Source organism: Paenibacillus sp. NPDC056722, from assembly GCF_042790635.1.
In the GTDB taxonomy this organism is placed as follows: Bacteria; Bacillota; Bacilli; order Paenibacillales; family Paenibacillaceae; genus Paenibacillus_AQ; species Paenibacillus_AQ agri.
On the sequence record NZ_JBHTYV010000005.1, the window covers coordinates 241,323 to 265,975 of the forward strand.

The 24,653-nt window shown below is 51.2% G+C and carries 18 protein-coding genes; 9 read left to right on the plus strand and 9 right to left on the minus strand.

Annotated elements, in window-relative coordinates; genetic code table 11:
- Positions 1 to 4: 4 nt before the first annotated feature.
- Positions 5 to 2,311, minus strand: a complete 2,307-nt coding sequence (locus ACFRAM_RS15055; protein ID WP_379466522.1) for a helicase C-terminal domain-containing protein — start codon at positions 2,309 to 2,311, stop codon at positions 5 to 7.
- Positions 2,312 to 2,594: 283 nt separating this feature from the next.
- On the opposite strand from ACFRAM_RS15055, the gene ACFRAM_RS15060 reads away from it, so the two are divergent.
- A complete protein-coding gene (locus tag ACFRAM_RS15060; RefSeq protein WP_379466523.1) occupies positions 2,595 to 4,460 on the plus strand; it encodes an LTA synthase family protein in 1,866 nt (621 codons plus the stop codon).
- A gap of 80 nt (positions 4,461 to 4,540) precedes the next feature.
- Here ACFRAM_RS15060 and ACFRAM_RS15065 read toward each other — a convergent pair whose 3' ends face one another.
- On the minus strand, positions 4,541 to 4,972 hold the full coding sequence (locus ACFRAM_RS15065) for a MarR family winged helix-turn-helix transcriptional regulator (RefSeq protein WP_175370776.1): 432 nt from the start codon (positions 4,970 to 4,972) through the stop codon (positions 4,541 to 4,543).
- Positions 4,973 to 5,205: 233 nt separating this feature from the next.
- Between ACFRAM_RS15065 and ACFRAM_RS15070 the strand changes: the two genes are divergently transcribed.
- Positions 5,206 to 6,900, plus strand: coding sequence for a methyl-accepting chemotaxis protein (locus ACFRAM_RS15070; RefSeq protein WP_379466524.1), 1,695 nt, complete (start codon positions 5,206 to 5,208; stop codon positions 6,898 to 6,900).
- A 185-nt stretch (positions 6,901 to 7,085) separates the two neighbouring features.
- Here the strand turns inward: ACFRAM_RS15070 and ACFRAM_RS15075 are convergent, their stop codons facing one another.
- From ACFRAM_RS15075 to menA, 4 genes are all read right to left on the minus strand, one after another.
- Positions 7,086 to 9,104 (minus strand): putative bifunctional diguanylate cyclase/phosphodiesterase, encoded by a 2,019-nt coding sequence (locus ACFRAM_RS15075; RefSeq protein ID WP_379466525.1) that lies wholly within the window; start codon positions 9,102 to 9,104, stop codon positions 7,086 to 7,088.
- A 207-nt stretch (positions 9,105 to 9,311) separates the two neighbouring features.
- Positions 9,312 to 10,976 carry a hypothetical protein gene (locus ACFRAM_RS15080; protein WP_379466526.1) on the minus strand — a complete coding sequence of 555 codons (1,665 nt, stop codon included), beginning with the start codon at positions 10,974 to 10,976 and terminating at the stop codon, positions 9,312 to 9,314.
- Positions 10,969 to 11,769 (minus strand): ABC transporter ATP-binding protein, encoded by an 801-nt coding sequence (locus ACFRAM_RS15085; RefSeq protein ID WP_379466527.1) that lies wholly within the window; start codon positions 11,767 to 11,769, stop codon positions 10,969 to 10,971. The genes ACFRAM_RS15080 and ACFRAM_RS15085 overlap by 8 nt, the downstream gene beginning before the upstream one ends.
- Before the next feature lie 247 nt (positions 11,770 to 12,016).
- Positions 12,017 to 12,970 (minus strand): 1,4-dihydroxy-2-naphthoate polyprenyltransferase, encoded by a 954-nt coding sequence (gene menA / locus ACFRAM_RS15090; protein WP_379466528.1) that lies wholly within the window; start codon positions 12,968 to 12,970, stop codon positions 12,017 to 12,019.
- A gap of 213 nt (positions 12,971 to 13,183) precedes the next feature.
- Here menA and ACFRAM_RS15095 point away from each other — a divergent pair, with 213 nt between their 5' ends.
- The 4 genes from ACFRAM_RS15095 to ACFRAM_RS15110 all read left to right on the plus strand — a co-directional run bounded on the left by ACFRAM_RS15095 (position 13,184) and on the right by ACFRAM_RS15110 (position 16,496).
- On the plus strand, positions 13,184 to 13,807 hold the full coding sequence (locus ACFRAM_RS15095) for an acetate uptake transporter (protein ID WP_066378447.1): 624 nt from the start codon (positions 13,184 to 13,186) through the stop codon (positions 13,805 to 13,807).
- A 176-nt stretch (positions 13,808 to 13,983) separates the two neighbouring features.
- The gene (locus tag ACFRAM_RS15100; RefSeq protein WP_379466529.1) at positions 13,984 to 14,298 is read left to right on the plus strand and encodes a hypothetical protein; all 315 of its coding nucleotides are present in this window, start codon (positions 13,984 to 13,986) and stop codon (positions 14,296 to 14,298) included.
- Between the two features lie 131 nt (positions 14,299 to 14,429).
- A complete protein-coding gene (locus ACFRAM_RS15105; protein ID WP_175370783.1) occupies positions 14,430 to 14,906 on the plus strand; it encodes a DsrE/DsrF/DrsH-like family protein in 477 nt (158 codons plus the stop codon).
- Positions 14,907 to 14,981: 75 nt separating this feature from the next.
- Positions 14,982 to 16,496, plus strand: coding sequence for an aminotransferase class V-fold PLP-dependent enzyme (locus tag ACFRAM_RS15110; protein WP_379466530.1), 1,515 nt, complete (start codon positions 14,982 to 14,984; stop codon positions 16,494 to 16,496).
- Positions 16,497 to 16,594: 98 nt separating this feature from the next.
- Here ACFRAM_RS15110 and ACFRAM_RS15115 read toward each other — a convergent pair whose 3' ends face one another.
- Positions 16,595 to 17,512 carry an aldo/keto reductase gene (locus ACFRAM_RS15115; protein ID WP_379466531.1) on the minus strand — a complete coding sequence of 306 codons (918 nt, stop codon included), beginning with the start codon at positions 17,510 to 17,512 and terminating at the stop codon, positions 16,595 to 16,597.
- A gap of 81 nt (positions 17,513 to 17,593) precedes the next feature.
- On the minus strand, positions 17,594 to 18,211 hold the full coding sequence (locus tag ACFRAM_RS15120) for a TVP38/TMEM64 family protein (RefSeq protein ID WP_379466532.1): 618 nt from the start codon (positions 18,209 to 18,211) through the stop codon (positions 17,594 to 17,596).
- A 192-nt stretch (positions 18,212 to 18,403) separates the two neighbouring features.
- On the opposite strand from ACFRAM_RS15120, the gene ACFRAM_RS15125 reads away from it, so the two are divergent.
- The 3 genes from ACFRAM_RS15125 to ACFRAM_RS15135 all read left to right on the plus strand — a co-directional run bounded on the left by ACFRAM_RS15125 (position 18,404) and on the right by ACFRAM_RS15135 (position 21,448).
- Positions 18,404 to 18,907, plus strand: a complete 504-nt coding sequence (locus ACFRAM_RS15125; RefSeq protein ID WP_379466533.1) for a GNAT family N-acetyltransferase — start codon at positions 18,404 to 18,406, stop codon at positions 18,905 to 18,907.
- Between the two features lie 104 nt (positions 18,908 to 19,011).
- On the plus strand, positions 19,012 to 19,857 hold the full coding sequence (locus ACFRAM_RS15130) for a DUF72 domain-containing protein (protein ID WP_379466534.1): 846 nt from the start codon (positions 19,012 to 19,014) through the stop codon (positions 19,855 to 19,857).
- A 121-nt stretch (positions 19,858 to 19,978) separates the two neighbouring features.
- Complete coding sequence (locus tag ACFRAM_RS15135; protein ID WP_379466535.1) at positions 19,979 to 21,448, plus strand: alpha-amylase; 1,470 nt, start codon at positions 19,979 to 19,981, stop codon at positions 21,446 to 21,448.
- A gap of 292 nt (positions 21,449 to 21,740) precedes the next feature.
- Here the strand turns inward: ACFRAM_RS15135 and mprF are convergent, their stop codons facing one another.
- Positions 21,741 to 24,392, minus strand: a complete 2,652-nt coding sequence (gene mprF, locus ACFRAM_RS15140) for a bifunctional lysylphosphatidylglycerol flippase/synthetase MprF (protein ID WP_379466536.1) — start codon at positions 24,390 to 24,392, stop codon at positions 21,741 to 21,743.
- Between the last annotated feature and the right edge of the window lie 261 nt (positions 24,393 to 24,653).

Below are 24,653 nucleotides of genomic sequence, written 5' to 3' on the forward strand. Positions count from 1 at the left end.
GATGTTATTGCCAGATAAGGTAGTCCCGCCACTCTTCGGGGAGTAACCAGTGGTACGGCTGCTGCGTAAAGCGGTCGTCGGCCAGCACAATGGTGCCATGGTCGTTTTCCGTGCGGATCAGTCTTCCGCCGGCCTGCAGCACTTTGCACATCCCCGGATAGACATAGGCATAGTCAAAACCATTTTTGCCCTGGCGATTGAAGTAGGCGCGTAGCAGATTACGTTCGAGCCCCAGCTGCGGAAGTCCTACACCGACCACCATAACCCCGTTTAACCGGTCGCCGGGCAGATCCACTCCCTCCGAGAAAATACCGCCCAACACAGCAAATCCAAGAAGCGTTTGATTTGCGTCCGGACGGAAGGCTGCAAGGAAGTCTTCGCGTGCTTCCTCACTCATGCCGGAACCCTGTACTAGAGTAGCGATGTCGGGATATCGCTCGCTGAATAGATCATATACATTTTGCAAGTAAAGATAAGAAGGAAAAAAGGCCAGATAATTCCCCGGCTTGCCGGTCATCCTGTGCAGGGCCTCGCTCAATGGCAGCAGGGATGCTTCCCGGTCATGATAGCGTGTAGACAGCGGGAGCAACGACACCTCCCATTGCTCCTTTTGAAAAGGGGAAGCCACAATTAAGGTGTAGTCCTCTTCAGCAGCACCAATCATATCTCTGTAATACGACATCGGGGCCAAGGTAGCCGAAAACAGAATTTGGCTGCGGAAGCCTTTGGCCATCTGCCGCAGCAGATAGGAAGGATCCAGGTTGAAGAGCTTTAGATAAACATCTCCACGGCGAATCTCCGCATAGGTCACATATCGCTCGTCATAGGTCTTGAAGGTGCGAAGCATCCCTTGTACGGCATAGAAGGTGTCCAGCAGACTGGATTCCCCTTCCTCAGGATCGGCGGCCAGCATCATCGACGGATGGATCAATTCCAGTTCTGCCTCGGCTGCAAAATTCTCCAGCAGACCCGGCAGCTCTTCAGGGAAGTCATTCCACCAACCCTGACCCTCTTCGTTGCACAGCTTGCGCAGCGCGATGAAGAACGAGTTCACCGCCTTGGCAGCAGCGCTCAACCTTGAATTGCTTACCTTGTACTGCCGCTGCAGTCCCAAGAACGGAGCCTTCTGCAACGCAGCTGAGAACATCTCCCTTCCCCGATCCACCAGGTTGTGGGCCTCATCCACGAGCAGGACTGTATCCTTTTTCCGCTCTTCAGCCAGACGTTTCAGGCTAATTCGGGGATCATAAATGTAGTTGTAATCACAAATCACGGCATCGCAGACATAAGCGGCATCCAGCGAGAACTCGAAGGGGCAGACCTCGTGTTTCTTCGCATAGCCGGCGATAACCTCCCGTGTCATCAGCGTTTCCTGGCCCAGCATGTCCAGCAGCGCCTCATTGATCCGGTCGTAATAACCTTCGGCGAACGGGCAATGTTCACTACTACAAAGCCCCTCCTCCCGGAAGCAGGCTTTATCCTTGGCAGTCAGTGTAATGACGTGCAGGACAAGGCCCCTGGCCGACAGGAGCGCCAGCGCCTCCTCAGCGGCCATGCGGGTAATTGTCTTGGCGGTCAGGTAAAAAAATCCCTTCGCCCGGCCTTCACCAATGGCCTTGATCGCCGGGAACAGGGTGGACATCGTCTTGCCGATGCCTGTCGGTGCCTGAGCGAAGAGATTAACGCCTTCCGAGACCGCCTTGTACACGGCACCAGCGAAATGCCGCTGCCCATTCCGATAGGCAGGAAAGGGGAACCCAAGCTCGCGGATGCTCTGCTCCTTGGCCATATCATGCCGGAGCAGCATTTCAGCATAAGGTGCATAGCGCGCCACTGTATCAGCGGCAAAATCCGCCAGTTCCTTCATGCTGACACTCCGCTGCAGGCTCCGCTCCTCCTCTCCCCCGCGCTGAACATAGGTTAGCCTTACTTCCATGGAAGTTAAGCCCTGCTCAAGTGCAATCATATAAGCATACATGAGCGCCTGCGCCCAGTGGACCTCACGACCTTCACCCAGCATGTCCAGCGGCCCAGCCGTGGATTTGATTTCCTCAACAACCAGCGAGCCTTCTTCTGACAGAAGAAGACCATCACAGCGGCCGTCCACCACAAGTAGCAGCTCCTTGTATGGAATCTCTGTTTTCAGATAGACTTCCTTCTGGTCGCTTTCCTTGTACCGCTGCTGAATCTTCTGATGAATACGTGTCCCTTCCACCATGGAAGACGCACTACGGAACCCCGGCTCCAGGCTCCCGCTACGGAATACATACTCTACAAGCGTTCTGACGGATATAGATATCCTATGCTGCATCCTTTCTCCTCCTTTTCGTACCGACGCTGACAACCCTATGTATTCCATTCGTCGTTTTTGTCTTTTATTCGCTGTATAAAGTCATCTGATGGCAGGAGAAGCAGGAGCGGCTGTACTGTCATTCACTTCCGCTTTACATTGCGCTAATGCTGGCATGCAGTGTTTTTGACATTTACATTTCAGGGGGAGATAATAAATTCTGTTAATATGGAATTTCTTTGTCCTTACACCGCTTCCTCTGTCCGGGAAGAAGCGTGTCATCACGTAGAAAGAAGGCGGAGCTGTGTCATCCAATACCTTGAAACGGTGGATCATCAAACCCTTTGTATTCTTCACCATTATTTTTGTCCTGAAAAGTTTTCTGGCCTGGGGCGTTATCTTTGGCGATATTCTCCCTTGGAAGTCTCTAATTACGGAGATTCCTTTTGCATGGGCACTTTTTTGCATTATTGAACGTTTTGCTTCCAAACGCAAATTAGGATATTACATGACGGTGAACCTGCTGGTGACCGCCATCTTTTTTGCCGCCATTATGTATTTCAAATATTACGGGGTTATTGTCACTTACCATGCCGCTGAGCAGGTGAATCAGGTCACTGCCGTCCGCAACAGCGTATTCTCACTGATGGACCCTTACTATCTCCTGATCTTCACTGATGTTATCGTACTTGGCTTCTACTTCTTCTTCAACAAGAACGGCCGGGATTACAAGAAGACGAAGATCAACCTTGGTAGTGGAAAAGGGAGATTCAGTATTTTGTTTGCAGTATCTCTAGCCTTGTGCCTGTTCAATATTCTGCCTAATAAAGCCAGTATGAATGAGATCAAGAAAGCACAGGAGATGGGTATTCTCAATTATGAGGCCTATACCATTTTTGCCAAAGACAAAACTGAGATTATAAATGCTAGTGATATCACCCAGGATGCTATAAACACGCTAAAAGGGGTTCGCGCTGAAGATCATTCATCCCTGCAAGGCGTTGCCAAAGGCAAGAATCTGATCATTATCCAGATGGAATCTTTCCAGAACTTCCTGCTTGGACTGAAGCTGGACGGCAAGGAAGTTACGCCAAATCTGAACCGCCTGATGGAGAGCAGTCTGTACTTCCCGAATTTCTATCAAATGGTGGGGCAGGGCAACACCTCGGATGCCGAGTTTGTCGTGAATACGTCCTTCTATATTCCTCCCCGCGGCGCAGCCACGATGTCGTATGTAGACAAGACACTTCCGAGTCTGCCGCGCCTGCTTCAATCCAATGGCTATCAGACCGCCACCTTCCATACGAATGATGTGGAGTTCTGGAACCGCGGGGAATTATATAGTTCCCTGGGCTGGGAGCATTATTATGATCACCAATTCTTCGGTGATGAGGACGTATTCTTCTTCGGGGCATCCGATGAAGTGCTCTACCGCAAGACAGCGGGCAAATTAAAAGAAATGAATGAGGCGGGTCAGCCATTCTATTCTCAGATCATTTCGATGTCTGCCCATCACCCTTTTACCATTCCGGCCGAGAAGTACCGGATGAAGCTTCCTGAGCGTTATGAAGGTACTTTCGTTGGCGATTACATCCGATCCCAGAACTATGCAGATGAAGCCTTCGGCCAATTTGTAGCAGAGCTGAAAGCAAACGGCGTCTGGGATAACAGTCTGATTATGATCTACGGCGACCATATGGGGCTGCCCATCTACTCGTTGGATCATGACGACAAAGCATTGATGCAAGAAATCTACGGCCATGACTACAGCTATGCCAATATGATGAATATTCCGCTGATTATCCATGGCGGAGGCATCACGAAGCCGCAGGTACTGGATCAGGTTGGCGGGGAGATTGATATTATGCCGACAGCCGCCGGGCTCCTCGGTGTCTCCATGGAGAACAATCTGCATTTTGGCCAAGATCTGCTCAGTGAATCTGTCAATCTGCTGCCACAGCGTTATTATCTGCCATCAGGATCGTTCATTGCCAGCTCCGGACTGCTAATTCCGGGTAGCAGCTTTGAGGACAACACACAGTATCCTATCGCTTTAGGAGGCAAAGCGCCTGCCGCGACGGAGGATGAATATAACCGGGCACTACGGCTGCTGCAGCTCTCGGACAGCTATGTAACCCAATTGCCGCTTAAGGCTGAAAGCAAGAAATAGAACCATTCCAAGAAGAAACGGCCACACTCCTATTAATCCGGAGTGTGGCCGTTTTTGTATAGTTGAAGGCTTGGTGCTTCTCAGCGTTCCTGCTTGTCCAGCATTTCGTAGTACTTGGCAAAGGCTTTAAGCTCTTCCGGTTCCAGTATGGCTAAATGCTCAGCCAGCAGTAACTTGGAACGGTATTGTGCCTCCTTCAACGACTCCTCACCTTTGGCCGTGATGGTGACCACAACCGCCCTGCGATCCTGCTCATCCGGTACCCGGGCGATGAAGCCCAGCAGCTCCAGGCGATCGAGCATCACCGTTACGGCGCTGGATTTAACCTCCATTTTCTCAGCTAACTGGATCACACGTGATTTTTTCTCGTGGGCAATCATATTGAGCAGGCCTAGTTGAGGAAACGTTAGGCCAATTTCCTTATGCAAAGACATTTGGGACACAATTTTCCGCTGCACCCTCCACATGGATATCCCGATGCCTTCAATCACCGGATCTATTTGTTTCGACATTCCTTCAGCTCCCAATCACTTTGTCCTAAAACCAGCGTACCATTTTAACACTCCCGGATTCAATGACTCTCGGTCAATATTTTGCCAATTTCGCCATAGAGTTGTCACAACTATTCCTCAAACAAGCAAATTTCGACACAAGAATGCTGAGTTCGTTACGCTATAATCGTAGCAGTGAGCATCGAGAAAGAGACTCTTTGCGAACAATCAGTCATAATTGGTGGGGAAGAAGAATGAAATTGGCAACAAAATTAACCTGGATGATGTTCATCGTGCTGCTGCTTGTGGGCTCATCCATCGGATTCTTCGGGTATCGTGCCGCTTACAGTCAAGTGGACGAGGCCGCCGGGGTTGAATTGGTAGGCTGCGCCAATATTACAACCGGCCTGGTGAATCCAGAAGACATTTCCGCACTTACTGCGGGAGATTCAAGCAAGCTTGCTAAGATAGAAGAGCGTATTGGCTGGATCGTTGCTCACAAGCCTATTTTCAAAGAAGCCTTCATCCTGTCGTTGGACGGCAAAGTTCTAGCCGCTGACAGCAGCTTCCAGAAGCGCGGCTATAAAGCAGGCGATACGTTTTATTTTAGCGATGAAGACAAGTCAATGATCAACAAAATGCAGCATTCCACATATTCCAAAGTTTATACATACGATGGAACCTCCCTCAAAACCGGCTACGGTCCTATCTATCAGGATCACGATCCTGCCAAACCCATTATCGCCTTAATGGCTATCAATTTTGACGGCTCAATAATTCAGGAAAGAACGATGGATGTGGTTGTTCAGCCTTTTATCATCGGTGCAGCCATTTTTGTGATGGCTATTGTAGTCGCTTACCTGCTTATTCGCTGCATGGTCAGCCCGTTAACCCGGTTGTCCCGTTCCGTTAATCTCGTAGCCCAGGGCGATCTGACACACGACCCTATTCTTCTCGCCAGTAAAGATGAGGTCGGAACCTTGGCGCGCGACTTCAATGCCATGACCGACAATCTTCGCTTGCTGATCACCGAAGTGAATGACACTTCCTATCAGGTTGCCTCTTCCTCTGGAGAGCTGTCGGCCAGCGCTCAGGAAACCAACAGGGCCGGGGAACATAGTGTGGGGATTACCCTTGAGCTTGCCGATGGGGCAAACGCCCAGCTCCTGAATCTCGAGGACAGCTACAAAGCCGTACAGAACATGTCCAGCTTCATCTCGGAGATTGCTGCTATGGCAGGTACTGCGCTTGATCTTGCCAATGGCAATGCAGAGAAAGCCCGAACGGGCAGAGAGTCGATGGATTCTACCACAGCACAGCTGATGACTATGAGCGGCAGTATCAGCATGCTCTCTGGCATGATCAATCTTCTGTCGAGCAACTCCAAGGAAATCGAGAGCATTGTTACCGTCATTTCCAGCATCGCCGAGGAGACCCATCTACTCTCCCTGAATGCAGCTATTGAAGCAGCACGTGCTGGTGACGAAGGCCGGGGCTTCGCCGTTGTCGCCCAGTCCGTCCGCAAGCTGGCAGAACGTTCTTCTCATTCCGCTACTCAAATCGGTGATCTGATTAAAATGACCGTAAGCCAGATGGAAAAGGCCACCGAGATGATGTCATACTCCACGCAAGAAATGGAACAGAGTAGTGAAATGATAGACCAAGCCGGGACTTCTTTCACCGAAATTGAACTGTCGGTATCCAGCATGGCAGAGCAAAATCGGCAAATCTCTACAGTAGTTGGCCAACTCGCCGAGTTAGCCTCCGGGCTAGTCACGGCCATTCAGCATGTTGTTCAGGTATCCAATCAGACTGCGGCAGGGGCGGAAAGTCTGTCGGCATCCTCCCAACAGCAGCTTGCTGCGATGGAAGAGGTGGAAGCCGCTGCAACGATCCTGTCCTCAATGGCCGATAAGCTGCGCTTCTTGGTAGAGAAGTTCAAGGTTTGAGACCGTAGCAGCCCTAGGAGTGAAGTAGATATACTTTTAAAGCAGCAAAGCAGGCCGGGGATCCCCCCGGCCTGCTTTTTTTGTATAACAGAACTATGTAGCCATATAGACAAGTTAACTCCTGTCCGGCATGATTTCGAAAGTTATGTATGTTGAACATGAAAACAAAATGATTACATGTCAGATCAGGATACTGCCGTATTCTCAATAAACCACTGCCCTAACTCGTTCACAGGCATCGGCCGGCCATAATAGTACCCTTGCATCACTCTGCAGCCCAGCGATTGCAGCAGTTCGATCTGCTCGGTCGTTTCTACGCCTTCAGCAACGACGTCCATGTTCAGGTTACTGGCGATGGCAATAATATTGCTGATGATCGCTTTCTTGGAATGCAGCTTACTTTTACGAATAAACACCTGGTCAATCTTCAGCGTATTAACCGGAATCTCGTCTAAATTGCCCAGCGAAGAGAAGCCTGTACCGAAATCATCCAGTGATACCCGTACGCCCAGCAGCCTGAGCTTGGATAATTGGGCTACAGTCTCCTCCATGTTGTTCATCGCGATAGATTCTGTAATCTCCAGTTCCAGAAAATGCGGCTCCAGCCCCGATTGCGCCAGCGCTTCCTCCACAACCTCATACAGCCCGTTTCCTTCGAACATCCGTGCTGACATATTAACGGAGACGGCGACATTCGCCACTTCCTCCTGATGCCAGAGCCTGTTCTGGCTACATACATCATGCAGCATCCAGTAGGTGATAGGCACGATCAAACCAGTCTCCTCAGCTATCGGAATAAATTCCGAGGGAGAGATGATTCCATGCTCAGGATGTCTCCACCGCAGTAAGGCTTCAAGCCCAACCGTCACATTCAACAACGAATCCCATTTGGGCTGGTACACGACCATGAATTCAGAACGGGCCAACGCCTTGCGCAGATCCTTCTCCAGCGACATCCGCCGCAGCTGGTGACGATTCATCTCCTGATCGAAAATGCTGTATTTATTCTTGCCGGAGTCCTTAGAGGTGTAAAGTGCAGTATCTGCGGCTTTCATCAAGGACGACCGGTCGGTGCCATGTAGAGGAGTCAGGCTGATCCCGACGCTTGCTGTCACGTACAGTTCATTACCCTGGATGCTGTAGAAGTGCTTGAGCTCCTGCAGAATACGCTCGGCTACTTCTTCCGCTTCTGGCACGGAGCACATAGGCAGGGCGATGAGGAATTCGTCCCCGCCTAGCCGAAACACCTTCCCCATGGTGCCGACACAGCCTTCCAGTCTTTTGGCGACCTCCTGCAGCAGCATATCCCCGATATCATGCCCCAGCGTATCGTTGATCGATTTGAAGCGGTCCAGATCCACAAAGAACACCGCCCCGGATGTTCCGCCGAAGAAATCTCCAAGGAAGTAACGCTCGAGGCCATGCCGGTTAGGCAGTCCGGTCAGCGGATCATGATAAGCCATCCGTTCAAGCACATGCCGGTCCAGGAAAACGGCTCCTCCGGAGACCGCAAGCATCAGAACCGTTACAATCGATACGCCGCTCAGCAGAATTACATCCGTATCCATCAGGAGGGATGAAGACCCACCAGGCCCTTTGTAATATTCCCACTGGCTGGCTCTGAGACTGAAATAATGAAGCCCTGTCACCGAAAGTCCAATCAATATTGCAAAATAGAGTCTCCACTTATTGAAGCTAGGATGATCCTTGAACTTGCGAAGCAAATAGAGGCCCATGGAAGACATCAGCACAGCGGCTAGGATCGAGATGGCCTGTGAGAGGATAGGATAGCGAATCCCCCCCTCCAGCACGATAGAAGACATCCCGATATCATGCATAGCAGAGCTCCCCACGCCAAGCAGCAGGCCCCCGGCACCCGCTCGCCAAAGCTTGAGACGGTGCGGAAACACAACCCAGAACGCAGCATAACAAGATAACATACACACCAGCAGGGACAGCAGCGCTTTACCCGGCTGGTAGCTGACTTCAAATGGTAAACGGCCGGCCATAATGCCGATATAATGCATTGCCCATAGGCCACTGCCAAGAACGCAGGATGCTGACAGCATCCACATTCGCCGGATTTTACCGGCAGAACGGGAAACTTGCGAAATCAAATTCACGGCAGCATAAACCGCAGCAGAGACCAGCGCGAAAGTTAGTAAAACGATCCAAATATTATAACGGATTCCCATTTGATCCATGTGTCAACCTCTTCACCGGTATAGTAATTATCATCATCGCCACAGTGCGTTTCTCAAGTCAGGATCAGTACACGTATATCGGATAAATGGAAGAGTGCGTAAAGATTATAGGCTATCCCTGGAAAAGCAACTTTAGGTGTAATTTTACCTTTTATTAATCAGACTGTCTAAGTAAATACTGGAACTTGCCCCCTGTTTTGGTCTCCGTTAAAAAATGTCCATATTTGACATCCCGGAGGGTTCCATCCTCTTCCCTTCCGGGAATGTACGACGCCAGAACACAAAATTGAAGGCGGCCAGCAGCACAAGATATATGTAGACGCCACCTGTCAGTAAGGTTGCCAGATAATGCAGGCCCACCATGCCGATTAGCAGGAACAGCATCAGAAAGCTGCTTCCCGTGAATTCCTTCTGCTTAGCTGCTTCAAAGCGTTCTGAAAAAGGCAGCGACCGCGGCAGCACCAGGAAACACACCACCGCATAAATAAGCGTTGCAAACAGTACAACCACAAGATCCGGCAGGATCCGAATCCCGAAGAGCACAGTGAATACCACCGCTTCTGCTAAGAAAATTGGTATGAACAGCCGGAGCAGCGCGGCCTTTAGCATGCCTCTGTACACTGCATGTTCCCCTGGCAGTGGGATGGCCTTGTAAATCCAAGCTCCTTTATAACTTCCTGAATACCGCAGCATCTGTACAATGGTCATCATTAACGTAGCGCTAAAGTATATCCACAGGTATGCCTTTGAATTTCCGATCCCGCCCCCATCTCCTAGCCAGATCATATTTAAGATGAATATGAAAGGGAACACGATGGAGAAGCCTAGCGTCGGATATACCTTTAGCTTAAAGTCCCGTTCTGTCTTCATCATGGACCAGGTAAATCGAAAGAACATGCCCTCTTCCCGGTTCCGGCAAACTACAGTAGATAGCCATCCAGATAATCTCGCTGCTTCCCGGCCACCGACCTCTTGTGCCGAGAGCTTTTGCAAGTTTTTCTCAAATTGGGGCATAAGCTTTATGTATGTGATGATCAGGAGGAGCGGAAGAATAATCGCCAAACCGGACAACAGGCTAAAATGAATGCCTCTCCCTCCACCAAATGCCAGCTCAAACGGGGCAGCAAACCAGACCGGAGGAATAAGATATTGCCACCATGCCGGTTTGAAGGATGCGCTAAACTCCGCCAGGTTAAACAGCCTGGAAATCAGTTGATAGCCAACGGTTATGGCAATCATCAGTACAATCTGCACATAGTTGATGATATCCTTCAATCTTTCTCCGTCGAAAAGCTTCAGGATCAGCAGGTACAGAAGCCCTGTAATCACCAGGATAAAGCAGTCCATCAGCACAATGGCTACACAGTATAAAAGAAAAAACAAAGGCCCCTGCCGGAATAGCGAGACGATTAGGGTAGGCCCGGCAAGACTTATCGTGAGAGTGAACAGATAAATCAGCACATGGATGTTCTTGGCCATATTCAGGGTACGGCGATTCACCGGTTTGGAGAACAGAATATTCTTGTCCCTAATATCCAGCAGTACGGAGGAAAAGTCGGAGACCAGTGTAGTGGTAATCATGAACATCACCACACCCAGAACCAGACTCATTTGCAGCATGTAATGGCCGGATGGAATGATGAGCGGGATCAAGAACGTACCCATTATCAAGTAAACCCACTGCGGACGAAACGGCGAGCCTTCCTTCGGCTCAGCTGATCTTTGTGTAGCTGCAAGAACTGTAGGTGCCCTTCTCCCATCCATCGTCAGTTTGACTTGTAGAATGCTACGCATAACGCCGTAATCGATGCCAACTCTGGAAAACAGTCCCTCCAGCCGATCCAGCAGCTTCAGTACCCGAAAATCATTCATCTGCAGCACCTTCTTGAATTATGGTCACGAATTCACCGGCGATATCCCGGTATTTGTCAAAGCCGGTCAACTGGTTAAAAATCTCTTCAAGCGAGCCTTCCCGGCTCTGGTCCTTCAGCTCCGCAAAGCTGCCATCGGCCACAATATCCCCTCCAGCAATAAGCACAATACGGCTGCTGATCTTCTCGACAACATCCATGATATGCGAAGAGTAGAAAATGGTCTTGCCTCGTGCGGCCAGTGAAGCGAAGATCTCCTTCACCACCATAACACTATTGGCATCAAGACCGCTTAGCGGCTCGTCGAGGAACAGAATATCCGGGTCATGCAGCATGCTGGAGACCAGCAGCACTTTCTGCTTCATTCCTTTGGAAAAGGAGGAGATGCGCATGTCGTAGGCCTTTTCCAGACCTAGCAGAGCGGTCAGCCGCTTGGCCTTGTCGTCTGCATCGCTGCGTTTCATGCCGTATAGCTCGCCAATGAAGCACAGATACTCCCGTGCCGTCAGGCTATCATATAGTTCCGCGACTTCCGGCACATAGCCGATCCGTCTCTTATAAGTGTTGTCGCCGTCAGCGATATCCTTCCCGAAGATCTCTACGGTCCCGTTATATCCCTCAACCAAACCAAGCATGATCTTAACCGTAGTGCTTTTCCCAGCACCGTTCGGACCGATATAGCCGATAATCTGCCCAGGGTAGACTTCCAAATCAATCCCCCGGAGAACCATTCTATCTGAGTAATTCATCCACAAGCCAGAGATTGAAATCACCGGCTTCTCTGCAACAGCCATCCCTTTCATCTCCTTCCAAATCAACCCGTTATCCCAGGCCGATCTTCCGGAAGCTAGCGGAAGACCTGCCTTAAATTAGGTTACTTTACCTTATTCTAGCGGAAACTATTCCCTCTTACTATCCTTAATGACACATTATTCGGGAAAACGACGCCGCATTGGACAAACTGCAATGATTTGGCACAATTCAAAAAGCAGCACCCCCGGAGTCGTTCCGAAAGGTGCTGCTAGAATAGAATGAATGGAATTAAGCGAAATTCTGCAAGAGTACCGCTATACCCAAAACCATGATGCGGGCAGCATTCATCAGGATGAAATTTTTAACGGAAAGAATAAAGGTGCTGGCCTTCTCCTGCTTCGCATGAAACGTTGCAACATTGCGGCGGAGCGGAATTAGAGTCAGAAGGATCAGCAGGACGAGCACCGGATGAACCTTCAGGATCAATAACACTACAAGGTCAAGATAAGAGACATAATATAGCAGTTTGAACAACAGGAGTGCCCGCTCTCTACCAATATAGACAGGAAGAGTGTATCTGCGGTTTTCAATATCCTCCTCGATGTCGCATATATTGTTCGCAAGCATAATACCCGAAATCCCCAAAATGGCTGGCACAGAAAACCAGAAGAGATAAATTACCTCTACAAGATTAATATGTAGATTGACCCAGCCCCCTTGAATCAGTAGCGAGACGACACTATTGTCAGTATGGATATAGGCCGAGATAAAGATAATGACGAAGCCCATGAACAGCCCGGAGAACAACTCTCCCAGCGGCATCCGTGAGATTGGAATGGGACCAAAGGAATACAGAATACCAATGAGGAACGACAATCCCCCCAGCAGGAAGACCAGAAGGCCTGTCTGTGACACCAGCGCAATCCCGCCCCCGGCCGCCAGCACGAGCAGGATGATAATGGTCGCAACCACCGTACGCTCTTTCAGCTTAAAATGAACGATCGCATTATGCGTCTCATAGCCATAGCCATGTGTTTTGGATGCTTTTTTGAAATCATAATAATTGTTAATCGCCGTCGTAGCCATATCAAAACTCAGCAGAGAAATGAACATCAGACCAAACCGCAGAATATAAAAATCCTCGAACCGGTACAAGGCGTACAACGTTCCCATTAGAAAAGGAATCATGCTTGCTGCCTTCGTCGGCAGCTCCACAAACTTCAGAAAACTTCTTACATTCAAATCGATCACCCTTATCACTTAAATGAACAGTTCATATCATAGAGTCATTATATCGTAATTTCGAGGTGACCTGTCAGGAATCGACAAGAAATGAACAAAAAATCATTCCAGAGAAGCAGGGCAGTATGATATGATAGGCAGGCCAATAACAGCGCCCTTCAGGGTGCTGTTGTCATGAGCGAACACTTTTAAATAATGGAGGCATTAACTTTTATGTCAGCGCAACCGCAATCCCCCCAATCCGTCAAGATCGTCACTGCCGATCCTGGTGCCATTGGCCTGTTCGGACTAGCTATCGTCACGCTGGTCGCATCTTCACAGAAGCTCGAGATTACCTCGGGACTCAGCTATGTCATTCCTTGGGCTATTTTCCTGGGCGCCTTCGCCCAACTATTTGCCAGCATTCAGGATGCTAAGCACAATAATACCTTCGGCATGACCGCCTTTGGAGCCTATGCCTTCTTCTGGTTCGGCATGGCCGCCAGCTGGCTGATCAAGCTCGGTGTATTCGGAACAACCCTGGCCGAAGCCGTGGATCCGAAGCAGCTCGGATTTGTGTTTCTGGGATACCTGATCTTCACGCTCTTCATGACGATCGGTGCCGTGGAGGCCAATAAGGTCCTGCTGATCATCTTCATCCTGATTGACTTCCTGTTCCTGGGTCTGACGTTTGATTCTTTCGGGATTGCGGCTGAAGCCTTTCATAAACTGGCTGCCTTTGCAGAGCTAGGCATCGCTCTGGTCTCCTTCTATGGCTGCGGAGCTTCGGTACTGAACGCTCACTTCGGACGTTCGTTCCTGCCAATGGGCGCGCCACTGCGTATTTTCAAAAAATAAGGATTCAATTCCTGCATCAAAAACAACGGATAAACGTACACCTGCCACTCTGGCGGAGCGCGTTTATCCTTTTTTTATGCAGATGTGCTGTCCCTCACGCATAGGCGTGGTACACTATCTGTATACTGCAATAATCAGATTAGAACCCTCATGTTAACCGAAAGGATTTGGAGACAATGAATGTGTTCACTTCTTCTGAATGGATTGGCACGGCCGTATTCGCCCTAATTCTTCTCATTATTGCTTATCGCGTCATCCGCGGGCTCCCCAAGATGACAGGAGACATCGCCGCTTTTCGCAAAAGAACACTCGTCTGGACCCAGGTGGCGCTGGTGCTGACCGTACTTCAATTGAATTTCAAAGCCGGGGATTGGCGCTTCGCCATTATCCTGGGTATGATCGTTCTCTTCACCGGCAGCATCTGGCTGGCCGCTCGCCGTGAAGATATTCGCAGCGGTGCAGGAGCAGATCCTGCCGGACATAATGAATAGATTCAGGGCTCCCGCAAGGGAGCTTTTTTCATGATCTCCCGCTGAAGTACGAACAAGTTGTGACAAAAGCATAGTTCATGCTGGTCTAACCATACTAAGCTCATTCCAAGAGGATCTCGGAGGGATGACGGATGGGCAAAAAGATGAATCTGCTGATGTTCAGCGGGGACTATGACAAAGCAATGGCGGGATTGATCCTGGCAAATACTGCTCGGGATATCGAATGCGAGGTGACCATGTTCTTTGCGTTCTGGGGGCTGTTCCTGGTCCGTGACCCGGAGAAGATGACACTGGAGGACAAGAGTATTTACGAGAAGCTGATGGATGTCATGACCCCCAAAGGACCGGAACAACTCCCCCTGTCGCGGATGAATTTCAGCGGGCTGGGCCGGATGATGCTGGAGGAGATGATGGAAGCGCAGGGCGCGCCGAAGCTGATTCATTTTCTCAAGGGCGCCCGTAAAAAGAACATCAAGTTCTACGCCTGCAAACTCTCGGTGGAAATCATGGGCTTCAAACCGGAGGAATTCCTGCCGGAGGTTGAGATTATTGATGCGGCTGCCTATTTGAAGGATGCGCTGGAGAGTGACATGCAGCTGTTCATCTAGCTCTCAGGCTTGGGCGTTAACCTATTCCCGGAGCGGGGCATATACTGAGGCCAAAGAAACTACAGGCTGGAGGGAATGTCCGTGCTGAATATCATCCCCGCCTCTTCCCCGGAGATGCCATCTTCGCTGCAAACTTATTTTGCATCCTTTCGCGAGCACACCATCGGAACAGGATTTACGCTTACGACGCCCTATGGCAGACAGCCTCTTTTGTACGCTGACTGGACCGCCAGCGGACGTCTCTACGAGCCCATTGAGCGCCGAATGCTGGAGACTTTCGGCCCTTATGTCAGCAACCCACATACTGAGTCCAACACTACCGGGCTGACGATGACCTTGGCCTATATCGAGGCCCGGAATATTATTAAAGCCCATGTCCACGCAGGGCCGCAGGATGCGCTGCTCTTCTGCGGCAACGGCACCACCGGGGCAATAAACAAGCTCCAGCGCATTCTGGGTCTGAAGATGCCGGAATGGCTGCATGGCAGGAGCCTTAACCCTGAAGACCGCCCGGTCGTCTTCGTCAGCCACATGGAGCATCATTCCAACCTCCTGCCTTGGCAGGAGAGTCTTGGCGATGTCGTTACTGTACCACCGGGAGCGGACGGGAACATCGATCTGAATCAGCTCGAATACCTGCTGCGTCTTTACCGGCACCGGCGCCTGAAAATCGGCGCCTTCACGGCCTGTTCCAATGTGACAGGCATCCGCACGCCTTACCCTCAGCTCGCCGCAGCCATGCATCGCCACGGCGGGGTCTGCTTTGTTGATTTTGCCGCCAGCGCCCCCTATGAGCCGATCGATATGCATCCGGCTTCACCGCAGGAGAAGCTCGACGCGATCTTCTTCTCCCCGCATAAATTCCTCGGCGGACCCGGAAGCAGCGGCGTGCTGCTGTTCGACTCCGCCCTTTATAACAGCCGCCTTCCCGACGAGCCTGGCGGCGGCACCGTGGTTTGGGTCGATGCCTGGGGCGGCCGCCGCTACATAGAGGATATAGAAACCCGCGAGGATGGCGGCACGCCGGGCTTCCTGCAGGCCTTCCGCACTGCACTGGCTATTCATCTGAAAGAAACCATGAACGGGGGCGGTGAATACATGCTGCTCAGGGAGCGGGAACTTTGCCGACAGCTGCTGGATGGATTGCAGACTATACCCGGCTTAACCGTATTGGCCGGAGAGCAACAGGAACGACTAGGGATTGTTTCCTTTACGATACGCGATGTCCACTATAACCTCGCGGTGCAGCTGCTGAACGACCGCTTCGGCATTCAGGCCCGCGGAGGCTGTTCTTGCGCAGGCCCCTACGGCCATCTTCTGCTGGGGCTCGGCCCTAAGGACTCCGCTGGCTTCATCAAGGCTATCTATGCTGGAGATCAGTCACTCAAGCCGGGCTGGGTCCGCCTCTCGCTCCACCCCATCATGACAGATAAAGAAGTGGCGCGAATGGTCTCCGCCATCCGCGCCATCGTACTGCATATTGAAGAGTGGAAACAGGATTACAGGTATAACCCCGAAACTAACGGCTGGCAGCACATTACTGCTGCCGCACCAGCAATTAAGGATGCCGCCGGATGGTTTCGCCTGTGAGTTTCGTTAACCCCGCTGACCTCCAGCGTAACTAACACCTAGATGACTGATCAGCGAGACATCTTATTATTGAGATAGCCTATTTGCGAAACAGCCTACTATAGAGACTGCCCGTCCTTTACCATGTCCAGATCAGCGGCAGCCGCATTGGCGATGACCTGTGCGACATCCTTGCAGCCAGGAATTACACTCGTTACTGCAGGATGCTGAAGGCACCAGCCCAAAGCCCATTGCGCCATTGGAATGCCTTCCGGCACTTCACTTTCTGCAATCTTGGCGACTTCGAGCAATTGCTTCTGCCGCGTGTCCGCATTATGATTCGCCCGGACATCACCGGTCGGGAAGGCCGCATCCGGCTTATATTTCCCGCTTAGATAGCCGCTGGCAAGCGGTACCCGTGCCAGCACACCCAGGTTATGCTTGGCGCACAGCGGGAAGACTTCTTCTTCCGGGCCGCGTTCCAGACGGTTATATACGACCTGTATGGCCTCTGCCCCAACTGCCTGAGCGGAGGCTGTCTGGTGAACACCTGTGCCAGAGGCACTAATGGAAATTCCTAAGTGACGAATTTTTCCGGCCTGCATCTGTCTATCCAGCATGCTCCACAGTTTGTCGTTCTCGAACTCGGCGTCGGTCCCCGAATGGAACTGATAGAGATCGACATACTCGGTCTGGAGCGATTTAAGTGAATCATCCAGTTGCTTCAGCACCTGATCGGCACTCCACAGCTGTTCCCGCTGGAGATGTCCCTTGAATCCGTGGCCGAACTTGGTCGCGACAATCCAGTCCTCACGTTTACGACGGGCCAGATAGTTACCAATGAACCTCTCTGACAAGTGGTCGCCGTAACATTCTGCTGTATCAATCAGATTGATTCCAAGTTCCCCGGATTTGTCCAGCATGGCATCAACTTCGTTTTGGGTAAAATCCTTGCCCCATTCCCCGCCAAACTGCCAGGTCCCAATTCCGATCACAGACACGTTCAGTCCCGTACTTCCAAGCTTACGGTATTTCATAACGACACCTCTTCCTTTCATATCTGGAGTCTAATTAAACTTTAGATCTCTGCTTGTCCTCTATGTTACTTTTTGTTTAAATTATTTGCCACTGCCGCCATCACTTGCTGTTCTGGTAAAATACCTTTCTATGGCTTTGACGCCCCAGAAAGACAACGCTATAAAGAGCAGTACGTATAGTCCTTCCGCAGGACGGCGGATAAACCGCTCCAGATCATTGCCGATATAGGAGACAGCAAACACCATAATCGCTTTGCCCGCGATCAAAGCGAGCAGATAGGAACGCAGCCGCATTCCGGCCAGCCCGGCAGCCATATTAATGACGACGAATGGCCCTACGGGAAACAAACTAAGCAGAAACACATAGCTGAAGCCCCGCTGGCGTACCCAGGTCATGCTCTTCGCCACCTTTGGGCGCAGGGCCCATTTGCGCAGATAGGGGTGGGAAGCGATTTTGCGGACAATCAGAAAAGTCGTTACACAGCCCGCGACCAGACCAATCCACGAATACAAAAAGCCAAGCCACAAACCATACACCGCACCGTTCAAACCGACGATAGCGATGGTAGGCAGGGGTGGCACAAATGATTTCATAAAAGTTAATGCAATGCCCGGAAAAGGTCCGAACGAACGATATTGTTCCAGCATGTGCCGCAGATTATCCTCTGTCAGCCATGAAGCGATATCCAGATAGTACATAACGTGCCGCTCTCCTCATCCATCCTGAATCAGTAGCTCCATGCCACCTCAGGTTAATCACCTAGCACTGAGTTTCAATTATACAATACATTGGGACAAAATTGACGCGGCGAATTTGGTACAAGTATCTTCATCCCGTAAGCATAGTTCTGTTATAATCCGGGTTAATAACCATTATGAAGGTGGGCGATTATGGACATTCAATCCAATTTCATACACTTGCGGCAAACCACTGAGCAGGACCTTGATTTCGTGATGGCCGCCGAACAGGCAGACGACAATCGCAGATATATTGGACAATGGACACGGGAGCAGCATATGGCGGCGTTTGCCGATGAAAATGTACTGCATTTCATCATACTGAATGCCGACGGGGAAAGGTCCGGATATGTTATTCTGACAGGAATGCTCGACCCCAATCTGACAGTCTGCATCATGCGGCTTGTCATTGTGTCCAAAGGACACGGCTATGGATCGGAAGCACTGCGGCTGTTGATCGATTGGATCTTTAACCATACAGAAACGCATCGGCTGTGGCTGGACGTCAGAGATCAAAACACACGGGCACAGCGTATTTATCGTCATCAGGGATTCAGACTGGAAGGGACTCTGCGAGAGTGCATCAAGAGCGGCGATGCCTTTGAATCACTGCAGATCATGTCCATCCTGCGGCCTGAGTATGAGGGACGGGCCTAGACACGTCCATGCACTACCTGTTTGCGAACCTGTATTTTTAGTTTATATAGAAGATACATGTACCCTAACGAACATCCAGAGCGCAGCCAAGGAGGAGAAAGCCTTTGATCAAAATAGGGCTGACCGGCTTCGGCGACCATGAGGAATTGTACGGAAAAATCAAACCGGCCGAACGGTTGTCTACATACAGCGCCCATTTTTCCATCGTAGAAATCGACAGTTCCTTCTACGCGGTTCAGCCGGTCAGAAATTATGTGAAATGGGTCAACCAAACCCCTGACGGATTCCAGTTCATCGTGAAAGCCTATCAGGGAATGACTGGCCATCTACGCGATAAAAAGAATTACTTTGATACAAAAGACGCCATGTTCGCCGCTTTCCACGAATCCATCCAGCCCGTTATCGAATCCGGCAAGCTGGCCATGACACTGTTCCAGTTCCCGCCCTGGTTCGACTGCACCAAGGATAATGTGGATATGCTGCGCGACATCAGAGCACGGATGAAAGACGTGCCCTGCGCCCTTGAATTTCGCCATGAGAGCTGGTACAGTCCGGCATTCCGCGACAAGACGCTGCATTTCATGGCGCGTGAAGGCTGGATTCATACGGTAGTGGATGAGCCGCAGGCCGGGACTGGCTCGATTCCGATTGTAGCGGTGGCCACCTCCCCGGACATCACTTATGTGCGACTGCACGGCCGCAATGTCTCCGGCTGGCACCAAAGCAGCCACCCGGATTGGCGCAAGCTGCGCTATCTATACCGGTATGATCGGGAAGAACTTGGCGAGTGGAAGGAGCGTCTGTTGAAGCTGGAGAAAAGCTGCCGTAATCTCTACGTAGTCTTCAACAACAATTCCGGCGGCGATGCTACTGACAACGCCAAGGAGCTTCAGAATATGCTCGGCATAGACGGGGGTCTGGCTCCGCGCCAGCTTGATCTCTTTCAATAGCTTAAAAAAAGATCATTACATCTGCAAATAACTGGTATTCCCTCCCTTTAAAAAGTGAAGAATAACCGAAGAAGCCTGAAGAGCGATCTGAAAGCACTGCAGCAGCGAAGGAGGCAGAGAGATGAAGAGAAATCATACGATGATGCAGTTTTTCGAGTGGCATGTCGCCGCAGACGGGAAGCACTGGAAACATCTCGCGGAAATGGCACCAGAGCTGAGTAGCGCCGGGATTGACACCATATGGATTCCGCCCGTGACCAAGGCTGTCTCCGCAGAAGACACCGGATATGGTGTCTATGACCTCTATGATCTCGGTGAATATGACCAAAAAGGTACAGTACGCACCAAATACGGTACCAAGCAAGAACTGGTCGACGCCATAGCCGAGTGCCAAAAGAACGGCATCGCTGTATATGTTGATCTCGTCATGAACCATAAGGCCGGTGCGGACGAGACCGAGGTATTCAAGGTAGTCGAAGTCGATCCCCATGACCGGATGAAGGAAATTTCGCAGCCGTTCGAGATCGAGGGGTGGACGAAGTTCACTTTTCCGGGACGCGGAGACGAGCATTCTGCCTTCAAGTGGAATTTCGATCATTTCAATGGCACGGACTTCAATGCCAAGGAGGGCCGTTCCGGCGTATTTCGTATTGTAGGTGAGAACAAGACCTGGAATAAGAACGTGGATGATGAGTTCGGTAACTACGATTATCTGATGTTCGCAAATATTGATTACAGCCATCCCGCAGTCAAAAAGGAAATGCTCCAGTGGGGAGGATGGCTGGTGGATACACTGCAATGCAGCGGCTACCGCCTCGACGCCATCAAGCACATTAACCATGAATTTATAAAAGAATTTGCAGCGGAGATGGTACACAAGCGCGGGGAGGACTTCTACATCGTAGGCGAATTCTGGAATCCTGATCTTGCCTCCTGCCGCGAATTTCTGGACACGGTGGATTATCGGATTGATCTCTTTGACGTATCGCTGCACTACAAGCTGTATTCTGCCGCTCTTGGCGGGCGGGATTTTGATCTAAGCACCATTTTCAATGATACATTGGTGCAGAGCCATCCCGGCAATGCGGTCACCTTCGTCGACAACCATGACTCCCAGCCGCATGAGGCGCTGGAATCATGGGTCGGTGACTGGTTCAAACAAATCGCTTATGCTCTCATTTTGCTGCGCCGCGACGGGTATCCCGTCGTCTTCTACGGTGACTATTACGGGATCGGCGGCCCGGCCCCGATCGAAGGCAAGAAAGCCGCGATCGACCCGTTGCTGTACGCCCGTTACCACAAAGCTTACGGTGAGCAAAAGGATTATTTGGACCACCCCAACACGATCGGCTGGGTACGGCTTGGTGTGGAGGAGATCGAAGGCTCCGGCTGTGCAGTGGTTATCTCCAATGGCGACAAAGGTGAGAAGCGGATGCAGGTAGGCAAGCATCGCGCCGGTGAGGTGTGGGTGGATTTCACTGGCACTCGCAAGGAGAAGCTTACCATCGGGCAGGACGGTTGGGCGGCCTTTCCTGTGAACGGCGGAAGCGTCTCTGTCTGGGCCCTTCCCCACGAGGAGAATGAAGAATGATAGGGATAACACTGCCGCGCTTAATCTTACCTCTCGTAGCTGTTTCGCTCCGGGCTAGTGCACAGTGGGCTTGAAGTCAAACCGTTAAAATTACCTGTGGAGACGACATAAATTACATATTCAGCAGCAAATAAAAGAGACCCCTTCTCCGCCTATTGGTGGAAGGGGTCTTCGTGTATCTCATAGTTTATGGCGCTGTGATTTGCTTCTAGCCATAGTATGCAGGCTCCGTAATTGGGTACTCAATAGGAATTCAACAGACGCCATTCCCGTTATTCACACCCGGCACAACCTACTCTTCCGCCTCCGGATGCTTGGATACGAGCCGTACCAGATCCAGGGTCAGAATCGGCAGTTGCAAGGAAGCCGGATACGCGAGATAACGCGGTTCCCACTCTGGACTGAACTTCTCCTTGTAACGGCGCAGACCGGAGAAGCCATACCAGTGGCCACCCTTCTTGAAGACCAGACGGGCGAGCTTTTCTTCCCGCAGTGCACCGGCATTCTGACCGACACTGGAAAGGGGGGCATTACCAAGATTGAATCTTTGATAGCCCTGACCCTTGGCCCATTCCATCAACCGGATGAATAAATAATCCATCGTCCCGTTCGGTGCCTGCTTCCGGTGACGCATCAAATCTATGGAGAGTGTCGTACCCCCGTCATACCCGGGAACAAGGGTAGCGAAGGCTACCACCTCACCAGAAGCCTGTCTCAGGAGTGCAATTGGAGCGAGCTGCAGATAGGCTTCCTTGAACCAGCCGAGCGAATACCCTTTCTCCGTCCGACCGCCCAGCCACTCTCCCGAAATCGAGCGCAGTTCTTTGATTAGGACGGCTGAATGCGGCTGTTGCGATATTTCAAACTGGTAGCCTTCCCGTTCAAAACGGTTGTTGACACTACGCAGGTCGGCATTCTTACGGCCACTGAGAGTGAACGTCTCCAACGATACCATAGCTTCTTCGCCTAGCTTGAAGAAATGATAGCCCTGCTCATGATATACCGGCAGGAATGCTGGTGTAGCCTGATAAAAGACTACGGACAACCCATACTTGTCCGCCGCCTGCCGGAACTCACTGATGGCGTTGTTAATAAGCTCCTTCGCACCCAGCGGATCACCAAGCACAACAAGCTTATCTCGCACCCGAGAATAAGGGAGCAGCACTTGCCCATCCTGTGCCCAATAGAAGCTTTTGTCGCCCAGATACAGCACATGGGTTAGGGAGTTGCCAGGCACCTTCTTCAGAAACTGTGTCAGACGGTCCATGTCCGGAGGGCCTGACAGCTCCTCGGAATCACGGTGAGGCCGAAGCGTGACAAACATCGTCAGCAGGAGCCAGGAGAAGATCAGCCCGCTGGCTGCGGTAAAGGCAACATTACTGTGTCGTTGCAGCCACTCCGGATGAATGCCTGGCGGAAGATGCTTCATAAAACCGCGATGCACATGACTGCCAAGCAAATAGTAGATAACGGCAATCACCGAAGTCAGTGCCAGCCACCTGGCCGTACTCTGCCGGCTGACCGGCGCGCTGACCCGGTAGAACCGGGCTCTGGATATCCAAAGGATCACCCCGACTACCAGCAGGAAGATAGCCTCCTCGTAATCAAAACCTTTGGTAAAAGCAAACAGCGCGCCACCCAGCAGCGAGAGGCTGGTCCAAATATAGGCTCTACGGATCCGCAGGGAGATGCCTCGTGACAGCAGGATGAGCATAAAGCCGATCAGGACGGATAAATGATGCGATAGCCGCATGATCGGAAATGACAGCAGCTTTTCCGTGATTTCCAACCGGTACAGCAGTTCCGGCGTTGCTGCGGACAGCAGCAGAATGAGACCGCTGGCAAAGACCAGTTTGCCTAGCGCCCATACCCCAAGGTCGCTGAGGAAGGTGTACTGTCCTGGCCAACGCCAGATTTTCTGCCACAGATTCAGTGAGGGCTCCAGCCCCACAGCTGCGCGTTCCAGCATTTTTCTGCCCTGCAGCCCGATCTCCAGCGCGGCCAGCACAAGACCGATCAGCCAGGGAATCAGATAATAGAACAAACGGTAAATCACCAGCACCGCCATAGCCTGATCGGTCTGATAACCCATTTGGGTCAGACCCAGAAGTGCGATAAGGTCGAATGCACCGATCCCGCCGGGAGCCATACTTAGAATACCAGCGATGGCTGCAATCGTGTAAATGCTGAAGATAGTCACAAAATGCACACCACCCAGCAGGTGGTGTCCAATCGACCAGAATGTAATACCAGCGAACAGCCATTCCAGGAACGACGCACCAACTGAACTCCCTACCGTGAGCCACGGTGTTCGTCCCTGTCCGCGGTTAATCCATTTCGCGTATAACGCCGACCGCTGGACGAACACAAAGAATGGCAGGTAGAGCGCCATGCCCCAGACTGCAAACACCAGCCAACGATGCTCATGCATCAATCCCGCTGCAGGTAGAATGCCAAAGATGTTGCCCCAGGATAACAGGGATAGTCCCGTGATCATAAGCGGTGACAGGAAAACGATCGCCGGTGTCAGAACGGCTGAGGATACGCCGCTCTTCTTATATAGCAGTGTCCGTAGCCCCACACCAGCCAGCCCGGCAAAGCCGATCAGGTTATTGAATGTATTGGCAATCCATGCATAACGGAACGTGCTCCATAAACTTACCTTCAGCTTGAAATGAGCACGTATCAAATAGTCATAAGCACTCATTACCGCTACCGCAAGCAATGCAATCCCCATCATCTGAAAGATAGATGATGCCGGAACGTCCTTCAGCTCGCGAAGCGTACGTCCCAGGTGAACCTGCTTCAGTTCGTGCTGTCCTTCCCAATATACAAGCGCTATAATCGCCAGCGGAAAAAGAGCGCGTACCGCCCGAATCCGGTAAATGGATACCAGTAGCCTTACAATCTTGAACCGCTCCAGCGCCTCTTTCATTGAATGCATAAATCCACCTGCCCTTGCTACTGCCACACGTTCCGCCGGCAAAACCTGCCGCACTGTCCTTGGTCCGGGCAGCGGTTCATGTGCGAGAATTTCAACTTGTCCATTATAACAATACGTAAACCGGCTGGCATGTAACAAACAGCACCTGTAACCATCACATTACCTCTAATATATAAGACTGAATCCAGAGCATATACCCTGCAATATAGCCTTATTTATTTTACCAGAAACTAGATCATCTATCCCCTTTACCATCCACCC